Source organism: Sphingobium sp. (genome assembly GCF_036170395.1).
Taxonomy (GTDB): Bacteria; Pseudomonadota; Alphaproteobacteria; order Sphingomonadales; family Sphingomonadaceae; genus Sphingobium.
In genome coordinates this window covers 18014-32268 of the sequence record NZ_JAVHPD010000054.1, presented here as the reverse complement: position 1 = coordinate 32268, position 14255 = coordinate 18014, and the positions used below count along the sequence as shown (strand labels likewise).

Sequence of the window (14255 nt, the reverse complement as noted above, 5' to 3'; positions counted from 1 at the left end):
ATCGGTTAACGAGAGCTGATCTCTTCGTCCGTCATTGCAGCAATGCGAACTCGCCATAGCTGCCCTGGAAGAAGAGCAGGGGCCGCTCGGGCCGCTCCACCTCCAGCGCGACGACCCGGCCGATCACGATATGATGGTCGCCCGCCTCATGCACCGCGTCGAGCGAACAGTCGATCCACGCGACGACATCGTCCAGGATCGGCGATCCGTTGGCGGAGACGCGATGGGCGATGCCGGCGAACTTGTCCGGTCCAGGCCCGGCGATCTGGCGGCAGAGCGGCGTCTGGTCGCTGGCGAGCACATTGACGCAGAAGCGCCCGACCGCCGCGATGCGCGGCCAGCTGGTCGAGCTTTTGGCGGGGAAGAAAGCGACCAGCGGCGGGTCGAGCGACACCGACGTGAAGGAGCCGACGACCATGCCGACGGGCGCGCCATCGGCCTCCGCCGCGGTCACGACGCATACGCCGGTCGGATAATGGCCCAGCACCCGGCGGAAGGTCGCGCTGTCGAAACTCACCTCGCTCATGCCCTGTCCACTCCCTCTTGTCCGCTCTTGCCCTGCCCTTTCTGGGCAGCGGCTGGCAAGCGAAAAGCCCTCAACATCGCTTGAACGCCGCTGATAGGATCAGAGCGCGATGCCGCCCGCGGCCAGCACCGCCAGCGTCAGCAGCTCCGATGCGTTGGACGCCATGGTCGCGATCTGCACCGATTTCTCCATGCCAACGAGCAGCGGCCCGATCATCGAGGTGCCGCCCAGTTCGCGCAGCAGCTTGGCCGAGATATTGGCCGATTGCAGCCCCGGCATCACCAGCACATTGGCCGGGCCGGACAGGCGGCTGAAGGGGTAGCTTTTCATGACGGCGGGGTTGAGCGCCGCGTCGGGCGTCATTTCGCCCTCATATTCGAAATCCACGTCGCGCGCATCGAGCAGCTTGATCGCGTCGCGCACATTGTCGAGATAGCTGCCGGGCGGATTGCCGAAATTGGAGTAGGAGAGGAAAGCGACGCGCGGGTCATGCCCCATGCGCCGTGCGACCGCCACGGTCCCTTCGGCGATATCGGCGAGTTCGGTGGCGCTCGGCCGCTCGTTGACCGTCGTATCGGCCAGGAACACCGTCTTGTCCTTCGCCACCATGACATGGATGCCGAACGGGGTGCGCCCCGCCGCCGGGTCCATCACTCGCTTCACCTCGCGCAGCGTCTGCGCATAGGGGCGCGTCATGCCGGTCAGCATCGCGTCGGCCACCCCCATCTTCACCAGCAGCGTGCCGAAGATGTTGCGATCGCGATTGACCATCCGCTCGCAATCGCGGCGCAGATAGCCGCGCCGCTGGAGCCGCGCATAGAGCAGGTCGACCATTTCGGGCACCAGCGGCGAATTGACGCTGTTGTGCAGCTCGAAACTTTCAGGGTCGCGCACGCCCAGCTCGCGCAGCTTCTCCACCACCTCGTCGCGGCCGACCAGCACCGGCACGCCATAGCCGAGTTCGCGGAACTGGATCGCGGCGCGCAGCACCACTTCCTCCTCCGCTTCGGCAAAGACGACGCGCTTGGGGTTCGCCTTGGCGATCTCATAGGCGCTGGTGAGGACCGAGGTGGTCGGATTGAGCCGGGCTTTGAGCGACTGGCGATAGGCCGCCATATCCTCGATCGGCCGCTGCGCGACGCCGGTTTCCATCGCCGCCTGCGCGACCGCGGCGGGCACGACTTCCATCAGGCGCGGGTCGAACGGGGCGGGGATGATATAGTCCGGGCCGAAACTGTGCGCGCGGCCATAGGCCTTCGCCACTTCCTCGGGCACCCGCTCGCGCGCCAGTTCGGCGATCGCCTTGGCGGCGGCCAGCTTCATCGGCTCGTTGATCCCGGTCGCCCGCACGTCCAGCGCGCCGCGGAAGATGAAGGGGAAACCCAGGACATTGTTGACCTGATTGGGGAAGTCCGACCGGCCGGTGGCGACGATCGCGTCGGGCCGCGCCGCCTTGGCGTCGGGCGGAAGGATTTCGGGGTCCGGGTTAGCCATCGCGAAGATGATCGGCTTGTCCGCCATCGACGTCACCATCTCGGGCGTCATCGCGCCCGCGACCGACAGGCCCAGGAACACGTCCGCGCCCTTGACCGCTTCGGCCAGCGTCCGCGCGTCGGTCCGCACCGCATGGGCCGATTTCCACTGGTTGAGGCCTTCGGTCCGCCCCTGGTAGATCACGCCCTTGCTGTCGCACATGATGACATTCTCATGCGGGACGCCCAGCGCCTTGATGAGTTCGGTGCAGCTGATCGACGCCGCGCCCGCGCCATTCACCACCACCTTCATATCCTTCATGTCGCGCCCGGTCAGCAGCGCGGCATTGAGCACGCCCGCCGCCGCGATGATCGCGGTGCCATGCTGGTCGTCATGAAAGACCGGAATGTTCATCCGCTCCTTCAGCGTCTGCTCGATGATGAAGCATTCGGGCGCCTTGATATCCTCCAGGTTGATGCCGCCGAAACTCGGTTCCATCAGCTCGACCGCGTCGATGAAGCGGTCGACATCCTCGGTCTTGAGTTCGATATCGATCGAATCGACGTCGGCGAAGCGCTTGAACAGCACCGCCTTGCCTTCCATCACGGGCTTCGACGCCAGCGCGCCCAGATTGCCGAGGCCCAGGATCGCCGTGCCGTTGGAGATCACGGCGACGAGGTTGCCCTTGGCGGTGTAGTCATAGGCCGTCGCCGGGTCGGCCGCGATCGCGCGCACCGGCACCGCGACTCCGGGCGAATAGGCGAGGGAAAGGTCGCGCTGCGTCGCCATCGGCTTGGACGCGATGATCTCGATCTTGCCGGGCCGCCCGGTCGAATGGAAGAACAGCGCCTCGCGCTCGGAAAACTCCACATTCGATCGGTCGGACATTGCGTACTCGCATCTTTGGAACAGCCGCCCCGGCCCTAGCGGCAAGAATATCTTGTGGGCAAGTGCGAGAAGCGCAATTTGCTGTCGGGAATCCCCCGCGCAAGTCGGGGCCGCGGCCCTGCCAGGGCTCGACGGAAGGCGCGCCGCGACGTAGCATGAACGGCCGTGAAACAGGGGATTCGGCGGCTTTTCGACATCCCCAAGCTAAGTCATTGATTTACATAGGGTTATAGGAGAATTTCCGGAGCGAAAAGCGCGATTCAGCTGTTCACTTCGCTGTTCGCTTTGCCCGCGCGCCAGGCGCCACGAGACAAGAACCGCGCGCCCCTTGAAGCCCCGATCGCCAGCAATCCCCGCCCCCGCCGCGCAATTTCATTTTTGTGCAATTCTACCCTTGCCCACAACAACAACCGCTGCTAGTTCCCCGCCACCCGCCGAGAGGGACATATCCTCCGGCCGCCAGAGCGGGCGTAGCTCAGGGGTAGAGCACAACCTTGCCAAGGTTGGGGTCGAGGGTTCGAATCCCTTCGCCCGCTCCAGTTTTCCTAAGAAAATCAGATAGATGCCCCCTTCGGTGGAAGGGTTTTCCCATTACGTTGGACAATCGCAAGCGTCGCGTAATAAGGACGTAATAAGCTCGGAGCGTGTATCTGGGCTATTCTGGCGCACATTCGGCGTCCTCGGCTTGGAAGTGGTGACGGAGGGGAAAGCCTTCCCCTGACGGTGAGCCGATGTCTCACCGTACCCCTTCGAGCGGGGTTCCGCCCCGCAACGCCCCATTCAGCAATCCGCCTCGGCGGATTTGTGTTTTCCTGAAGCTTCGGTGATCGGGCCAGGGCTACGCCGACCCGATCACGTCGTTGGTGGTTGCACTCCCGCGATGGGGTGGGCGTCACTTCCCTTTAGGCCCGCCGCGCCGGGCCGCAACGCGCGCAGGCGCGCTTACCTTCTCTGCGTTTCGGCCCTGCGGGTGCTGCCCGGCTCGGCCGGCGGGCCTTCCGGTCGCTCTTTCGCCGCCCACCCCATTCCGGGGTGCGTGTGGTTTTGAAGGAGAAGTGTGATGAACGCTGTTACCGAAACTGTCGCTGCCGAAGCTGTGTCGGGCGTCGAGATTTTCGTGCCGCTCGCGAAGCTCAAGAAGTCCCCGCGTAATGCCCGCAAGGTGCCGCATGGCGAAGCCGCAATCGAGGCGCTGGCCGCTTCGATCCAGCACAAGGGACTGATCCAGAATCTTGTCGTCGAGCCGGAGGTCAAAGAGGACGGCACGCCGACCGGCTACTATCTCGTCACCGCTGGCGAGGGCCGCAGGCTGGCGATGCTGCTGAGCGCCAAGCGCAAGCAGATCAAGAAGTCCGAGCCGGTGCGCTGCTGGCTGGATACGCTGAACGATCCCTCCGAGATCAGTCTGGACGAGAATGTCACCCGGACGCCCATGCACCCCGCCGACCAGTTCGAGAGGTTCGCGGAGCTTTCCAACGACAAGGGTTGGGGCGCGCAGGAGATCGGCGCGCGGTTCGGCGTGTCGGCTTCCGTGGTGAAGCAGCGGCTTCGCTTGGGCGCTGTCAGTCCCAAGCTGTTGCAGGTCTATCGCGAGGATGGGCTGACGCTGGACCAGCTAATGGCCTTCGCCATCACGGAGGATCATGCCCGTCAGGAGCAGGTGTTCGAGGGCCTGCATCACAACCGCGAACCGTGGATCATCCGTCGCGACATGACCGCCGCCAACGTGCCTGCCGATGATCGCCGCGCGGTGTTCGTCGGGGCCGACGCCTATGTCGAGGCGGGCGGAAACATCATCCGCGACCTGTTCAGCGAGGATCGGGGCGGGTTCTTTGAGGATGCGGGCTTGCTCGACATGCTCGCCTCCGAGAAGCTGCGCGAGATCGCGGGCGAGGTTCAGGCCGAGGGCTGGAAATGGGCCGAGGCGCATATCGACTATCCTCACGCCCACGGGATGCGGCGTTTCTATCCGCAGCCCGTCGCCCTGTCCGACGAGGAAGAGGCGCGGCTGGAATTGTTGTCCGCCGAGTATGACGAACTTGCCGAAGGCTATTCGTCCTATGACGAAATGCCCGAGGACGTGGCAGCGAAGCTGGAGGCGGTGTCCGACGAGATCGACACGATTTCGGCCAAGCGTTCGGCCTACGACGCCAATGTGATCGCGCATGGCGGGGCATTCGTCGTGTTGCACCATGACGGCAGCGTTCGGGTCGAACGCGGTTTCGTGAGGGCAGAGGACGAGGCGCTGGCCGATCCGGAGCCGGAAGCCGAAGGCGATGCGACCGAGCCGCAAACCGGCGAGGACGAGCAGCCGGAGGATGGCGACGAGGACGTGCAGGACGTCGAGGAGGACGAGGAACCGGGCAAGCCGATTTCCGATAGCCTCACCCGCGACCTGTCCGCCCATCGGACGCTGGCGCTTCGCGTGGCGCTGGCCGAGCAACCCGATACGGCGTTGATCGCGCTGACCCATACGCTGACCGCGCAACTGTTCTACAGCTATGCGGAGGCGGGTTGCCTCGAGGTCCGCCCGACTGTGACGCCTTTGGGAAGCCACGCGGACGGGATCGAGGACACGCCCTTGGCGGCGCGGTCGAGCGAGCAGCACGAGGTTTGGGCCGAGCGGATGCCGCGGGATGTGGCGGACCTGTGGGACTTCATCGCCGGACTGACGGACGAGAAGCGGACCCTGCTGCTGGCGCATTGCGCGGCTCGCACCGTCAACGCGCTGCGTCTGCCGTGGGACCGCAAGCCCCGCTCGCTGCAAACGGCGGACAGGCTGGCGACCGCGCTGGCGCTGGACGTGGCGAAGGATTGGACGCCGACCGTGGACAGCTATCTTGGCCGCGTCACCAAGGCGCATATCGTCGAGGCCGTGACCGAAGGGGTGTCGGAGGACGCGGCCCGCCGTATCGCGGACATGAAGAAGCCGGACATGGCGCAGACCGCCGAGCAGCTTCTGGCCGGGACCGGCTGGCTTCCCGCCGCGCTGCGGACGCCGAAGGCGGAAGCGGATCAGCCCGCGCCCGTCGAGGTCGAGGACGTGGGAAGCGTGGAACAGCCGTCCGAAGCGGAGGCTCCCCATACCGGAGCGCAGGACGGCGAAGCGTCCTTTGCCGTCGCCGCCGAATAGCAGCACGGGCCGGGGCCGCGCGAGCGGTCCCGGCCTTCCTTTTGTTGTCGACCAAAAATCGCGGCCGCGCCCTTGCCGGGCGCGGCCGCTTTTCGATCAGGTAGCGGCTTGAAGGTCCAGCAACGTGCGTTGAGCCTTATCCAGACGGTCGGGCTGTCGGCTTTCCTTCATCATGACCTCGAAATAGCGGGTGGAACGAAGCATCGCGTCGAGTGCGAAGGACAGTGCCTTGGGGATCTCCGTCTCAAATGGACCCAGAGTATTGGTTACGCCTCCCTTGCCGTTCCTCTTCTTCAGCCCGTCGAGGCTGCTGCTGGACAGATGGCCGTAGAAGGCACTGGCCAGCCGATATTCGAGATAACCCGACCGCTTCGGCATGGTCTTGGCGATCTTTTTGATGCTGAGGCTCTTCCGTTTGGCCAGCTTCGAGACGTGATGCGCCTCGCGCTTCAGTGACGCCGCAATAACGGCCGCGTCTGTGGGATGCTCTTCGCGCAATAGCGCCTCCCGCTGGATCGCGTTGTCGTGCTCGTCGACCTCCAGCGCTTCGAGCGCTTTGAGCGGATCGGTAGCGAGCAGGCTAAGCCAGAAGCCGACTTCATAGATTGCGCGCACGGCGCCCGCCGCTTCGATGGCCATGGCGCGCTCGGCCAGCATGACCGAAGCCGCGAACGCATTCATCGCGCGCCCATACATGCGGACCGCCGTTGGGGCCTGCGCGTTGGCCGGCCCACCGTTGCCAGCGTCCTGATGCTCTTGGAAAAGCCAGGTGGCGTAACGATTGACGTCACGCGCCAGGTCGAACCACGGCGCATAGTTCTCGATGTAGATCGCCCGCCAGTCCTCGATCAGGGGCGATAGCAACCCTTCCTCCGCCAGTCCCTCGCGAGGGTCTTGGTCTTCCTGCTGGTCGTCGCGATTCGTCACCGCACTGGCGTAGCATCTTCGCGGGGATTGATGGGTATGACTACCATGCGGCTCCGCACTGTGTGCGCGACGACCGCCATGTCTCTTCTGAAGTTCCTAGCCCGGTGCTGCCCAAACGGCCTCTCCAATGGCTTGTCTGACCGAAGCCGATCGCCTTCCCGCAAGGGCGTCGTTCGGCTTTTTTCCGCCGCCTTCGGCTTTGCATCGCGAAACAAAAAAGCCGCCCGCCGTCCAACCTCCTCTGCGTTCCGGCCGCAAGCGGTGCGGGTCGATCGTGCCCCGGCCGGCGCCGAGCCATCGAGGCCGCGATGGGCGCGGTCCGAGCAGACAGGAGATCACGACATGGCTACGATCGGCACCTTCACCGCCAACAGCAAGGGCGAGTTCACCGGCGTCATCAAGACGCTCACTCTCAACACCAAGGCGGTCCTCCGCCCGGTCGACAAGGACGGCGAGAAATCCCCCGACTTCCGCATCAGCACCGCTGACATGGATATCGGTGCCGCCTGGAAGAAGACCAGCCGCGAAGGCCGCGACTACATTTCGGTCAAGCTGGACGACCCGAGCTTCCCGGCTCCCGTCTATGCCACGCTGTCCGAAACCGAGACCGCCGGCGAATACGCCCTCATCTGGTCGCGCTGACCGGCCGACGACGCCCCGCTCCCTGGAGCGGGGCGGACGCCGACGTTCGGAAAGGACTCTGCGGCTTCCCAAATCGGGTAACTGTCGTTCGCGGTAAAATGATCCGCCGGCATCTCGACGATCCGATGCTGCTGCAAGCCAGGCGGGAACCATTGAACGGCGAGTGCGCCGGCGGTCCCGGCGGCTAGCTCCCAATGTTTCGACTCTCGCGAAAGAATCCGGACCAGTTGGAGATAGTGGAGATAGGGGCGGTGCGCCTCGCGCGCGGCAGCGAAGATGTCGATCCAGGGCTGGTCGAGATGAACTGCGACCTTCTTTTCGATGACCCTGACATAGTCATCGTCGTCGCGTTCGATCGGGAAATAGAGATTCCTCGGGTTGGGGAGACCGGCGGATTTGCGCGCCGCGGCCGTGACATGATCGAGCGCGTGGACAAGATTGTTGGCGACGTCGGCCAGGATCGGCTTGGCCCTGCGCTGCGCGCCTCGGTCGATCCGCAACTCGGCGCGATGCAGGCCTTCGGGCGAGGTTGAGCGTGCTATGTTCCACAGCAGGCCGTGGCCGGCTCCGAGGAGTCCACCAAGCTCGCGCTTGTGTGCCTAGGCGCGCGCGAACAGCAATTGCGCGTCGTCGAGAAGATCGGTGGCCGCCATGGTTCTGCCTTAACCGCCTGGGCGTCTCCCCGCCATCACAACCGGACAAACAGCGAACTAGAGTCATGATGCGCCGCCGACGCGGCGCGGTGCTTGGGGCGCCGCCCCCAGCGCCCTTCGGAGCGGCTTCCGCCCAGCTTCCTCCACGCTTCGCGTTCCGTGCAGCCGGTTCCCCGCGAAGCCGCCCACTCCGGTTGCACCCCCGGTCTCGCCGACGGGCAGGGTTTCAGCGCGGCGCTTCGCTGCGCGAAACCCAGACCCAAGGAAGGAACCGACCATGTATTACCAACTCGCCACCCGGTTCGGTCGCAACGCCCACCAGATCAGCGGATATGAAGCGCTCGACAATGAGGCGCTATATCGGCACGTCCCGTCCATCTTCGCCCGCGAGGCGCACGACAGCCGTTCGGAGCGCTATGTCTATGTCCCAACCATCGACATCGTGGAGGGGTTACGCCGGGAAGGATGGTTCCCGTTCTTTGCGGTGCAGTCGGTCCCGCGCGACGGCAGCCGTCATGGCCATGCCAAGCACATGCTGCGCCTGCGTCGGGACGAGGGCATCGGCAAGCCGGAGGCCGCCGAGGTCATCATCGTCAACAGCCATGACGGAACCAGCGCCTATCAGATGTTCGCCGGAATGCTGCGGTTTGTCTGCACCAACAGCATGATCGCGGGCGAGCGGTTCGAGGAGGTCCGCGTGCCGCACAAGGGCAACATTCAGGACGACATCATCGAAGGCGTCTACACCGTTGCCGAGGACTTCCCTCGGCTGATCGACGCCAGCGACAGCATGAAGGCGACGCGGCTTTCCGACGACGAGCGCCGCTTGCTCGGAGAGGTCAGCCTTGTCGCCCGCTATGGCGAGGACGAAAGCCCGGTTCGCCCCGAGCAGATCATCGAGCCACGCCGCCGGGAGGATGTGGGCAATAGCCTGTGGAACACATTCAACGTCATTCAGGAGAATGTCATTCGCGGCGGGTTGCAGGGCCGCAAGCGCAATGCCGAAGGCCGTATCCGCCGCAGCCAGACCCGTGCCATCAACGGCATCGACCAGAATGTGACACTCAACCGTGCGCTCTGGACGCTCGCCGAGGGAATGCAGCGCTTGAAAGCGGGATGACCGTATCCGCCGCAGGGCTGGGCTTTCGGTCCTGCGGCGAACCTCCCCATTACCGCATAACCATCGACCCATCGACGACCGCGCGTCCCGATGGTCCGCGCGGCCGTAAACGAAGCGGGCTCGCCGGGCGGATGCCCGGCTCGCGATTTAGATGTTTCCAATATTCAAGGACGACTATAATAGTCGTTTTCATGGCGTATAGCACTCGGCTCGTGAACGTGATCGTACATGATCACTTCCCGCCAGGTGCGGGCCGCTCGTGCGCTTCTCGGTTGGACACAGGAGATGCTTGCGGACAAGGCCCTTGTTGCTCTGACGGCACTCAAGCGTCTGGAGTCCGAGAACAAGCTGCCTGTGCGAGAGGATACACGCCATCAGGTGGCAAAGGCGCTGGAAAGTGCAGGGATCGTCTTTCTCGATTCGGACCGTGGCGAGGGTGTGATGGTGGTCCGCGGCGCGGCGAGCAAACCGTCAAAGTAAGATGCGCCGTCGCTCGGGTTATCCCTGAAGCATCAACGGTCCATAGCGCGAGCGGTCTAATTACTTCGCTCCATTATGGTGTATATTCTGTGAAGCAGCGTCTGCGGGGGGCGGGCGCTGAAATCGGAGCTTGGCGATGGCGATAGCCTCTTTCGAGGGTCACGCTCCCGATGCGCCGCATGTCACCGACTATGACGAGCGCCACCATCAGACCTATTGGCGGCTGCTCGATGCGGCTGCGGAAAAGGCGGACTGGTGCGAGGTCGTTCGGATCATCTTCGGTATCGATCCCGCCGCCGAGCCCGAGCGCGCGCGCCTGATCTATGACTCTCATCTCGCCCGCGCGCGATGGATGACCGAGACAGGTTATCGCCACTATCTGAAACCGCCGCGTCTGTAGCTTTCTTGGCCGCATCCCTTTGATTAGCTTCCCATATGCTGACTTCGCGCCGCTATGGGGCGCGACGGCCGACAGGACTTCTCCCCTTCTCTCCAGCCGGGAAATTCTTGCGTGCGCTCGGCCGGATGTCGGGCTGGGAGCTACCGAATGCCGTCTGCGAAGGACTGGCGCACGCCGGTGGACGAAACCGGCGATGACGCGCTTCAATATCGCGACATTGCCATGGGCTATCTCAGCCGCAATTCTCGCTATCAGGCTGACTACGTCCGCGCGCTGCGCCGTGTGAAGCGCCGCGAAATCACGGCCGACGACGCCACGAGCGCCTTGGTACGCCGTTGGGGCATGAGCTTTCATGCCGCGCCGTCTTCGGCTTTCGACCCAAAACTTGCGATAGCGCGACCTGACCTCGCACCCGATAACATCGTCCTAGCCCGCGCACCGCCGGACCTCGCGTCAGCGCAACCTTTCGATGTAGCGGCGTTGGGCTCCGTCCGTGCAAAGATGGCGCTTGAAGGCCGTCTTCATGTCATTCTGGCCGACGCTGATGGGGACGCCCACATATGGGTACTTGATTCACCTGACCGGCCCCTTGCGGCGATGTTGCCGTTCGGTGCAAATCTCGCCATCGGTTTGGCTGCGGTCGAGCGTCTGCGTCGCCGCTTGCGCGGCCTTTCGGCAGGCGCTCCGCCGCTTAGGCCGCCGCCGTCCCGCCGTCGGCATCTTTTGACCCTGCTTCGGGTTCTGGATGGCCACCAGATAGGCGCGAGCCGCAGGGAATTGGCCGCCACGCTGATCGATGCAGCGGTGCGCGCGTTCAGCGCAGCCGAATGGGTCGAAAGCCGCGAACGCAAGCGGATTAGCCGATGGCTTACCGAGGCCATCGAGCTAAGAGACGGCGGCTATACCCGCCTGCTTTGCGGCGACTAGGGGGACATTCCCAGACCCCCCAGATGCTGTCCCTTCTCCGCGGCGGGGCGAATTCGCCACCATGCCCTCCTGTCCGCCGGTCCCGCTTTCCGGGGCCGGTCATCATCAGGAGGATCATCATGGACCAGCCTGTTGCCGTTACGACGCCGCGCTATCTCAAAACTCCCGACGCCGCGATTCACCTGGGGTTGTCGGCACGCACGCTGGAAAAGCACCGCTGCTATGGCACTGGTCCGGTGTTCCGCAGGCTCGGCGGTCGCATCGTTTATGCGATCGACGACCTTGAGGCCTGGGCGGCGCTCGGCACCCGCCGATCGACCTCCGATCCGGGCATCGGCGTCGTGCATCCGGCCAAGCGCCTGTCCACCGATTGCGTGCGTCGCTGACGATCATGCGCCGCGCCAACCCTTTTTCCGGGACGCCCAGCGTCGAGCGAACGCAGCTTGAGCTGTTCCGCTCGGTCCCCGGCGATCTCGCGCCCCGTGACGCGCAAGACCTCATGGCTTGGCCGTTCTTCAGCCTCGCCAAGACCCGGCGAGCTGTCCCGATCGAGTTCCGTATGGGCGCAACATGGATCTCGGTCGAGGCTGTCGCCGAGCATGGCATGGCGACTATTTGGGACGCCGACGTGCTGATCTGGGCGGCGAGTCAACTCATCGAGGCGCGTGACGCCGGGCGGCCGACCTCGCGCCTCATGGTGACGACGCCGCACGAGATATTGGCGTTCACGCGGCGCGGCACCGGCAAGGCGAGCTACGAGCGGCTGAAAGCCGCGCTCGACCGCCTGCAATCCACCACTGTCGCCACCTCGATCCGGCAGGAGCATCAGCGGCGGCGGCATCGCTTCTCGTGGATCAACGAGTGGCGAGAGTTGGCGGATGGCAACGGTCGTGCGCTCGGCATCGAACTGATCCTGCCTGACTGGTTCTACGCCGGCGTGCTGGACCGCGCGCTCGTGCTGACTATCGACCGCGCCTATTTCGAGCTGACCGGCGGCCTTGAACGCTGGCTCTACCGTATTGTGCGCAAACATGGCGGGCGGCAGCAAGGCGGCTGGAGCTTCGATGTTCCGCACTTGTATCTGAAATCCGGCGTGCTTTCGCCGCCGCGCCGGTTCGCGTTCGAGTTGCGCACCATCGTCGCGCGCCAAGCGCTCCCCGGTTACGTCCTTTCGCTCGAACATGCGCTCGGCCGCGAGCGCCTGAGCTTCGCGCCTGTGCCGCCCGATCCGTTCGACGCCGCCATGCGCCGCGTCGGTCTCAAGCCTGTGGAGAACCGGCGATGAGACTCGGACGATCGGGAACAGCCGGATTCGGACCATCGGGAACGCGAAACACGGACTATTGGGAACGCCAGAGCTTCGGAAAGCCGCAGGAATCCTCGCGGAATCGAGGCCCCTCTAACAGTGCTAATAGATTCGAATCCTTCGGATTCTTGCTAACGGTGCGCGCGGCTGTGGACATTCTGGCCCCGTTCGGCGTGTCGCGGTTTGGTCAGCGGACCATCCGCTGGCTTCGCACCGTCCCCATCGCGACCCGCATCCCAGGAGACTCTCGATGATCGACGACCGGCCCCCGGCCGTGCGCGGTGGCGGCGTGTTCAGCGCGCTCGCCCGCGACAGCCTCACCCATATCGAGCTGACCTGGATCGAGAAGAGGCTCGAGCATTGGATACGCTTCGGCCGGATCGCCCAGGATCGCATCCTGACTCGCCGCACGCGCATCGTCTGCTTCCGGCCGGGCGCTGTCTTCGCCTTCGTCCGTTGGGCGTCGAACGACTTCGGAACCATCATTTCGCGCATTGACGTGGTGCGCGCGGTCGCGGCCAACGAGGCATACACGACGCTGCCGTTCGTGCGGCCTGGCGGAGACATCCTGCTCAAGATCGAAGGCTGGCCCAAGGTCCAACAGGTGCTCGCCGCCATCGACGCGGTTGAGTCGGCCGGCATCGATCCTTGCGATGCAGCCGCCGATCACTGGCGCCATGTCCACAACCGTATCGTCGCCGGCCATCAGCCGAGACCTTACACGGCGGAGCGCCATCGCGCCTGGCTCAAGCGTCGGGAGATCGAGGGATGACGCGCCGCCGCTATGTCATGGCGACGGCCATCGCTGCATCCATCTTCGCGGTTTCGTTTGTCGCCATTGCGGTCGCTGATCCGTTTCCCCGCGTCATCTGGAACGCTAGCGCGAGTGCGCCGATCGGACTCTACCGCATCCATCCCGATCGTGATCCACCTGGTGGTGTTCTGGTCGCGGTCATGCCACCCCGGCGGTGGGCGCGATGGATGGCCGAGCGCGGCTATCTGCCCGAGGGCGTGCCGCTCCTGAAGCATGTCGCGGCGAAGGCCGGGCAGAGCGTCTGTCGGATCGGCGACGTGCTGAGCGTCGATGCGCGGCCGGTTGCCATCGCCCTTGCGCACGATCGTCGTGGCCGTTCACTGCCGGTCTGGCAGGGTTGCCGCACGCTGCGACCGGGTGATTTGCTGCTACTCAATCCTGCCCATCCCGACAGTCTGGACAGCCGCTATTTCGGACCGCTGCCGGCGTCCGCCGTTGTCGGACGCGCGACGCCGCTACTCCTGCGCGCGCCGTCCCCATCGCATCCACCCGCCAACCACAAGGAGACTGGCCGTGCCCACCACGCACTTTGAATCGACCGGCGATGGCTATGCAGGCCGCATCAGGCTGTTCGGCATCGACGAGGCGATCGTGCTCGTTCCGCTCGAACCGAACGACGCTGAGAATGCGCCCGACTACCGCATCCATCTCGATAGCGAGGATGGCCCCGAAGTAGGCGGCGCCTGGAAACGGGTCGGCGAACGGGCTGGCGATTACATCGCGCTGGAGATCGACAGCCCGATCTTCCCGGCGCCGTTCCGGCCCGTCTTGTTCCGCGCCGATGCCGAGGGCCGAGCGCTTTGGCTGTCGTGGCGGCGTCCGCGACCGCGTGAAGACCGGAGCTGATCGGTGCCTGTTGCGATCATCCCTTTGTTCGCGGAAAAGCCGTCTCATCCCTTCGTCCCGCTCGGTCGCAGGTCGGCCGGCGCGCACAGCGAAGGTCAAAGGCGGCCCCCGGCCTGCGCT

15 protein-coding genes and 1 tRNA gene are annotated in these 14255 nt (G+C 64.8%); 12 read left to right on the top strand and 4 right to left on the bottom strand.

The genetic code is table 11. From position 1 onward, the window contains the following. Positions 1-31: 31 nt before the first annotated feature. Both V2B31_RS13960 and V2B31_RS13955 read right to left on the bottom strand, forming a co-directional pair. Positions 32-526, bottom strand: coding sequence for a flavin reductase family protein (locus V2B31_RS13960; RefSeq protein WP_328279519.1), 495 nt, complete (start codon positions 524-526; stop codon positions 32-34). Positions 527-625: 99 nt separating this feature from the next. Next, positions 626-2887 (bottom strand): NADP-dependent malic enzyme, encoded by a 2262-nt coding sequence (locus tag V2B31_RS13955; RefSeq protein ID WP_328279517.1) that lies wholly within the window; start codon positions 2885-2887, stop codon positions 626-628. Between the two features lie 464 nt (positions 2888-3351). Here V2B31_RS13955 and V2B31_RS13950 point away from each other — a divergent pair. Both V2B31_RS13950 and V2B31_RS13945 read left to right on the top strand, forming a co-directional pair. After that, positions 3352-3426, top strand: a tRNA-Gly gene (locus V2B31_RS13950). Between the two features lie 521 nt (positions 3427-3947). Then, entirely contained in the window at positions 3948-6020 is a 2073-nt protein-coding gene (locus V2B31_RS13945) for a ParB/RepB/Spo0J family partition protein (protein ID WP_328279515.1), read from the top strand. Positions 6021-6116: 96 nt separating this feature from the next. On the opposite strand, the gene V2B31_RS13940 is transcribed toward V2B31_RS13945, so the two are convergent. Continuing rightward, complete coding sequence (locus V2B31_RS13940; protein ID WP_328279513.1) at positions 6117-6947, bottom strand: DUF5677 domain-containing protein; 831 nt, start codon at positions 6945-6947, stop codon at positions 6117-6119. 342 nt (positions 6948-7289) lie between these two features. On the opposite strand from V2B31_RS13940, the gene V2B31_RS13935 reads away from it, so the two are divergent. Further along, entirely contained in the window at positions 7290-7589 is a 300-nt protein-coding gene (locus V2B31_RS13935) for a DUF736 domain-containing protein (RefSeq protein ID WP_328279511.1), read from the top strand. Here the strand turns inward: V2B31_RS13935 and V2B31_RS13930 are convergent. Beyond that, positions 7529-8089 (bottom strand): hypothetical protein, encoded by a 561-nt coding sequence (locus tag V2B31_RS13930; protein WP_328279509.1) that lies wholly within the window; start codon positions 8087-8089, stop codon positions 7529-7531. The two genes, V2B31_RS13935 and V2B31_RS13930, sit on opposite strands and share 61 nt — an antisense overlap. A 430-nt stretch (positions 8090-8519) precedes the next feature. On the opposite strand from V2B31_RS13930, the gene V2B31_RS13925 reads away from it, so the two are divergent. The 9 genes from V2B31_RS13925 to V2B31_RS13885 all read left to right on the top strand — a co-directional run bounded on the left by V2B31_RS13925 (position 8520) and on the right by V2B31_RS13885 (position 14135). Further along, complete coding sequence (locus V2B31_RS13925) at positions 8520-9362, top strand: DUF932 domain-containing protein (RefSeq protein WP_328279507.1); 843 nt, start codon at positions 8520-8522, stop codon at positions 9360-9362. Between the two features lie 228 nt (positions 9363-9590). After that, entirely contained in the window at positions 9591-9842 is a 252-nt protein-coding gene (locus tag V2B31_RS13920; protein WP_062062597.1) for a helix-turn-helix domain-containing protein, read from the top strand. Between the two features lie 136 nt (positions 9843-9978). Next, positions 9979-10242: a DUF2285 domain-containing protein gene (locus tag V2B31_RS13915; protein ID WP_328279505.1), complete on the top strand. Its 264-nt coding sequence runs from the start codon at positions 9979-9981 to the stop codon at positions 10240-10242. 147 nt (positions 10243-10389) lie between these two features. Further along, the gene (locus V2B31_RS13910) at positions 10390-11169 is read left to right on the top strand and encodes a DNA -binding domain-containing protein (RefSeq protein WP_328279503.1); all 780 of its coding nucleotides are present in this window, start codon (positions 10390-10392) and stop codon (positions 11167-11169) included. A gap of 119 nt (positions 11170-11288) precedes the next feature. Further along, positions 11289-11555, top strand: a complete 267-nt coding sequence (locus V2B31_RS13905) for a helix-turn-helix transcriptional regulator (RefSeq protein WP_328279501.1) — start codon at positions 11289-11291, stop codon at positions 11553-11555. Positions 11556-11560: 5 nt separating this feature from the next. Continuing rightward, positions 11561-12454 carry a replication initiator protein A gene (locus V2B31_RS13900; protein WP_328279499.1) on the top strand — a complete coding sequence of 298 codons (894 nt, stop codon included), beginning with the start codon at positions 11561-11563 and terminating at the stop codon, positions 12452-12454. Between the two features lie 271 nt (positions 12455-12725). Further along, on the top strand, positions 12726-13247 hold the full coding sequence (locus V2B31_RS13895) for a DUF2840 domain-containing protein (protein ID WP_328279497.1): 522 nt from the start codon (positions 12726-12728) through the stop codon (positions 13245-13247). Next, positions 13244-13822, top strand: coding sequence for a S26 family signal peptidase (locus V2B31_RS13890; protein WP_328279495.1), 579 nt, complete (start codon positions 13244-13246; stop codon positions 13820-13822). The genes V2B31_RS13895 and V2B31_RS13890 overlap by 4 nt, the downstream gene beginning before the upstream one ends. Next, entirely contained in the window at positions 13803-14135 is a 333-nt protein-coding gene (locus V2B31_RS13885; RefSeq protein WP_328279494.1) for a DUF736 domain-containing protein, read from the top strand. The genes V2B31_RS13890 and V2B31_RS13885 overlap by 20 nt, the downstream gene beginning before the upstream one ends. The last annotated feature ends 120 nt before the right edge of the window (positions 14136-14255 follow it).

Bases quoted from the DNA above. Each gene is read 5' to 3' on its own strand.
- V2B31_RS13905 (WP_328279501.1), top strand. From the start codon at position 11,289: ATGGACCAGCCTGTTGCCGTTACGACGCCGCGCTATCTCAAAACTCCC.
- V2B31_RS13955 (WP_328279517.1), bottom strand. From the start codon at position 2,887: ATGTCCGACCGATCGAATGTGGAGTTTTCCGAGCGCGAGGCGCTGTTC.
- V2B31_RS13890 (WP_328279495.1), top strand. From the start codon at position 13,244: ATGACGCGCCGCCGCTATGTCATGGCGACGGCCATCGCTGCATCCATC.
- V2B31_RS13910 (WP_328279503.1), top strand. From the start codon at position 10,390: ATGCCGTCTGCGAAGGACTGGCGCACGCCGGTGGACGAAACCGGCGAT.
- V2B31_RS13960 (WP_328279519.1), bottom strand. From the start codon at position 526: ATGAGCGAGGTGAGTTTCGACAGCGCGACCTTCCGCCGGGTGCTGGGC.
- V2B31_RS13915 (WP_328279505.1), top strand. From the start codon at position 9,979: ATGGCGATAGCCTCTTTCGAGGGTCACGCTCCCGATGCGCCGCATGTC.
- V2B31_RS13895 (WP_328279497.1), top strand. From the start codon at position 12,726: ATGATCGACGACCGGCCCCCGGCCGTGCGCGGTGGCGGCGTGTTCAGC.
- V2B31_RS13935 (WP_328279511.1), top strand. From the start codon at position 7,290: ATGGCTACGATCGGCACCTTCACCGCCAACAGCAAGGGCGAGTTCACC.
- V2B31_RS13900 (WP_328279499.1), top strand. From the start codon at position 11,561: ATGCGCCGCGCCAACCCTTTTTCCGGGACGCCCAGCGTCGAGCGAACG.
- V2B31_RS13945 (WP_328279515.1), top strand. From the start codon at position 3,948: ATGAACGCTGTTACCGAAACTGTCGCTGCCGAAGCTGTGTCGGGCGTC.
- V2B31_RS13925 (WP_328279507.1), top strand. From the start codon at position 8,520: ATGTATTACCAACTCGCCACCCGGTTCGGTCGCAACGCCCACCAGATC.
- V2B31_RS13920 (WP_062062597.1), top strand. From the start codon at position 9,591: ATGATCACTTCCCGCCAGGTGCGGGCCGCTCGTGCGCTTCTCGGTTGG.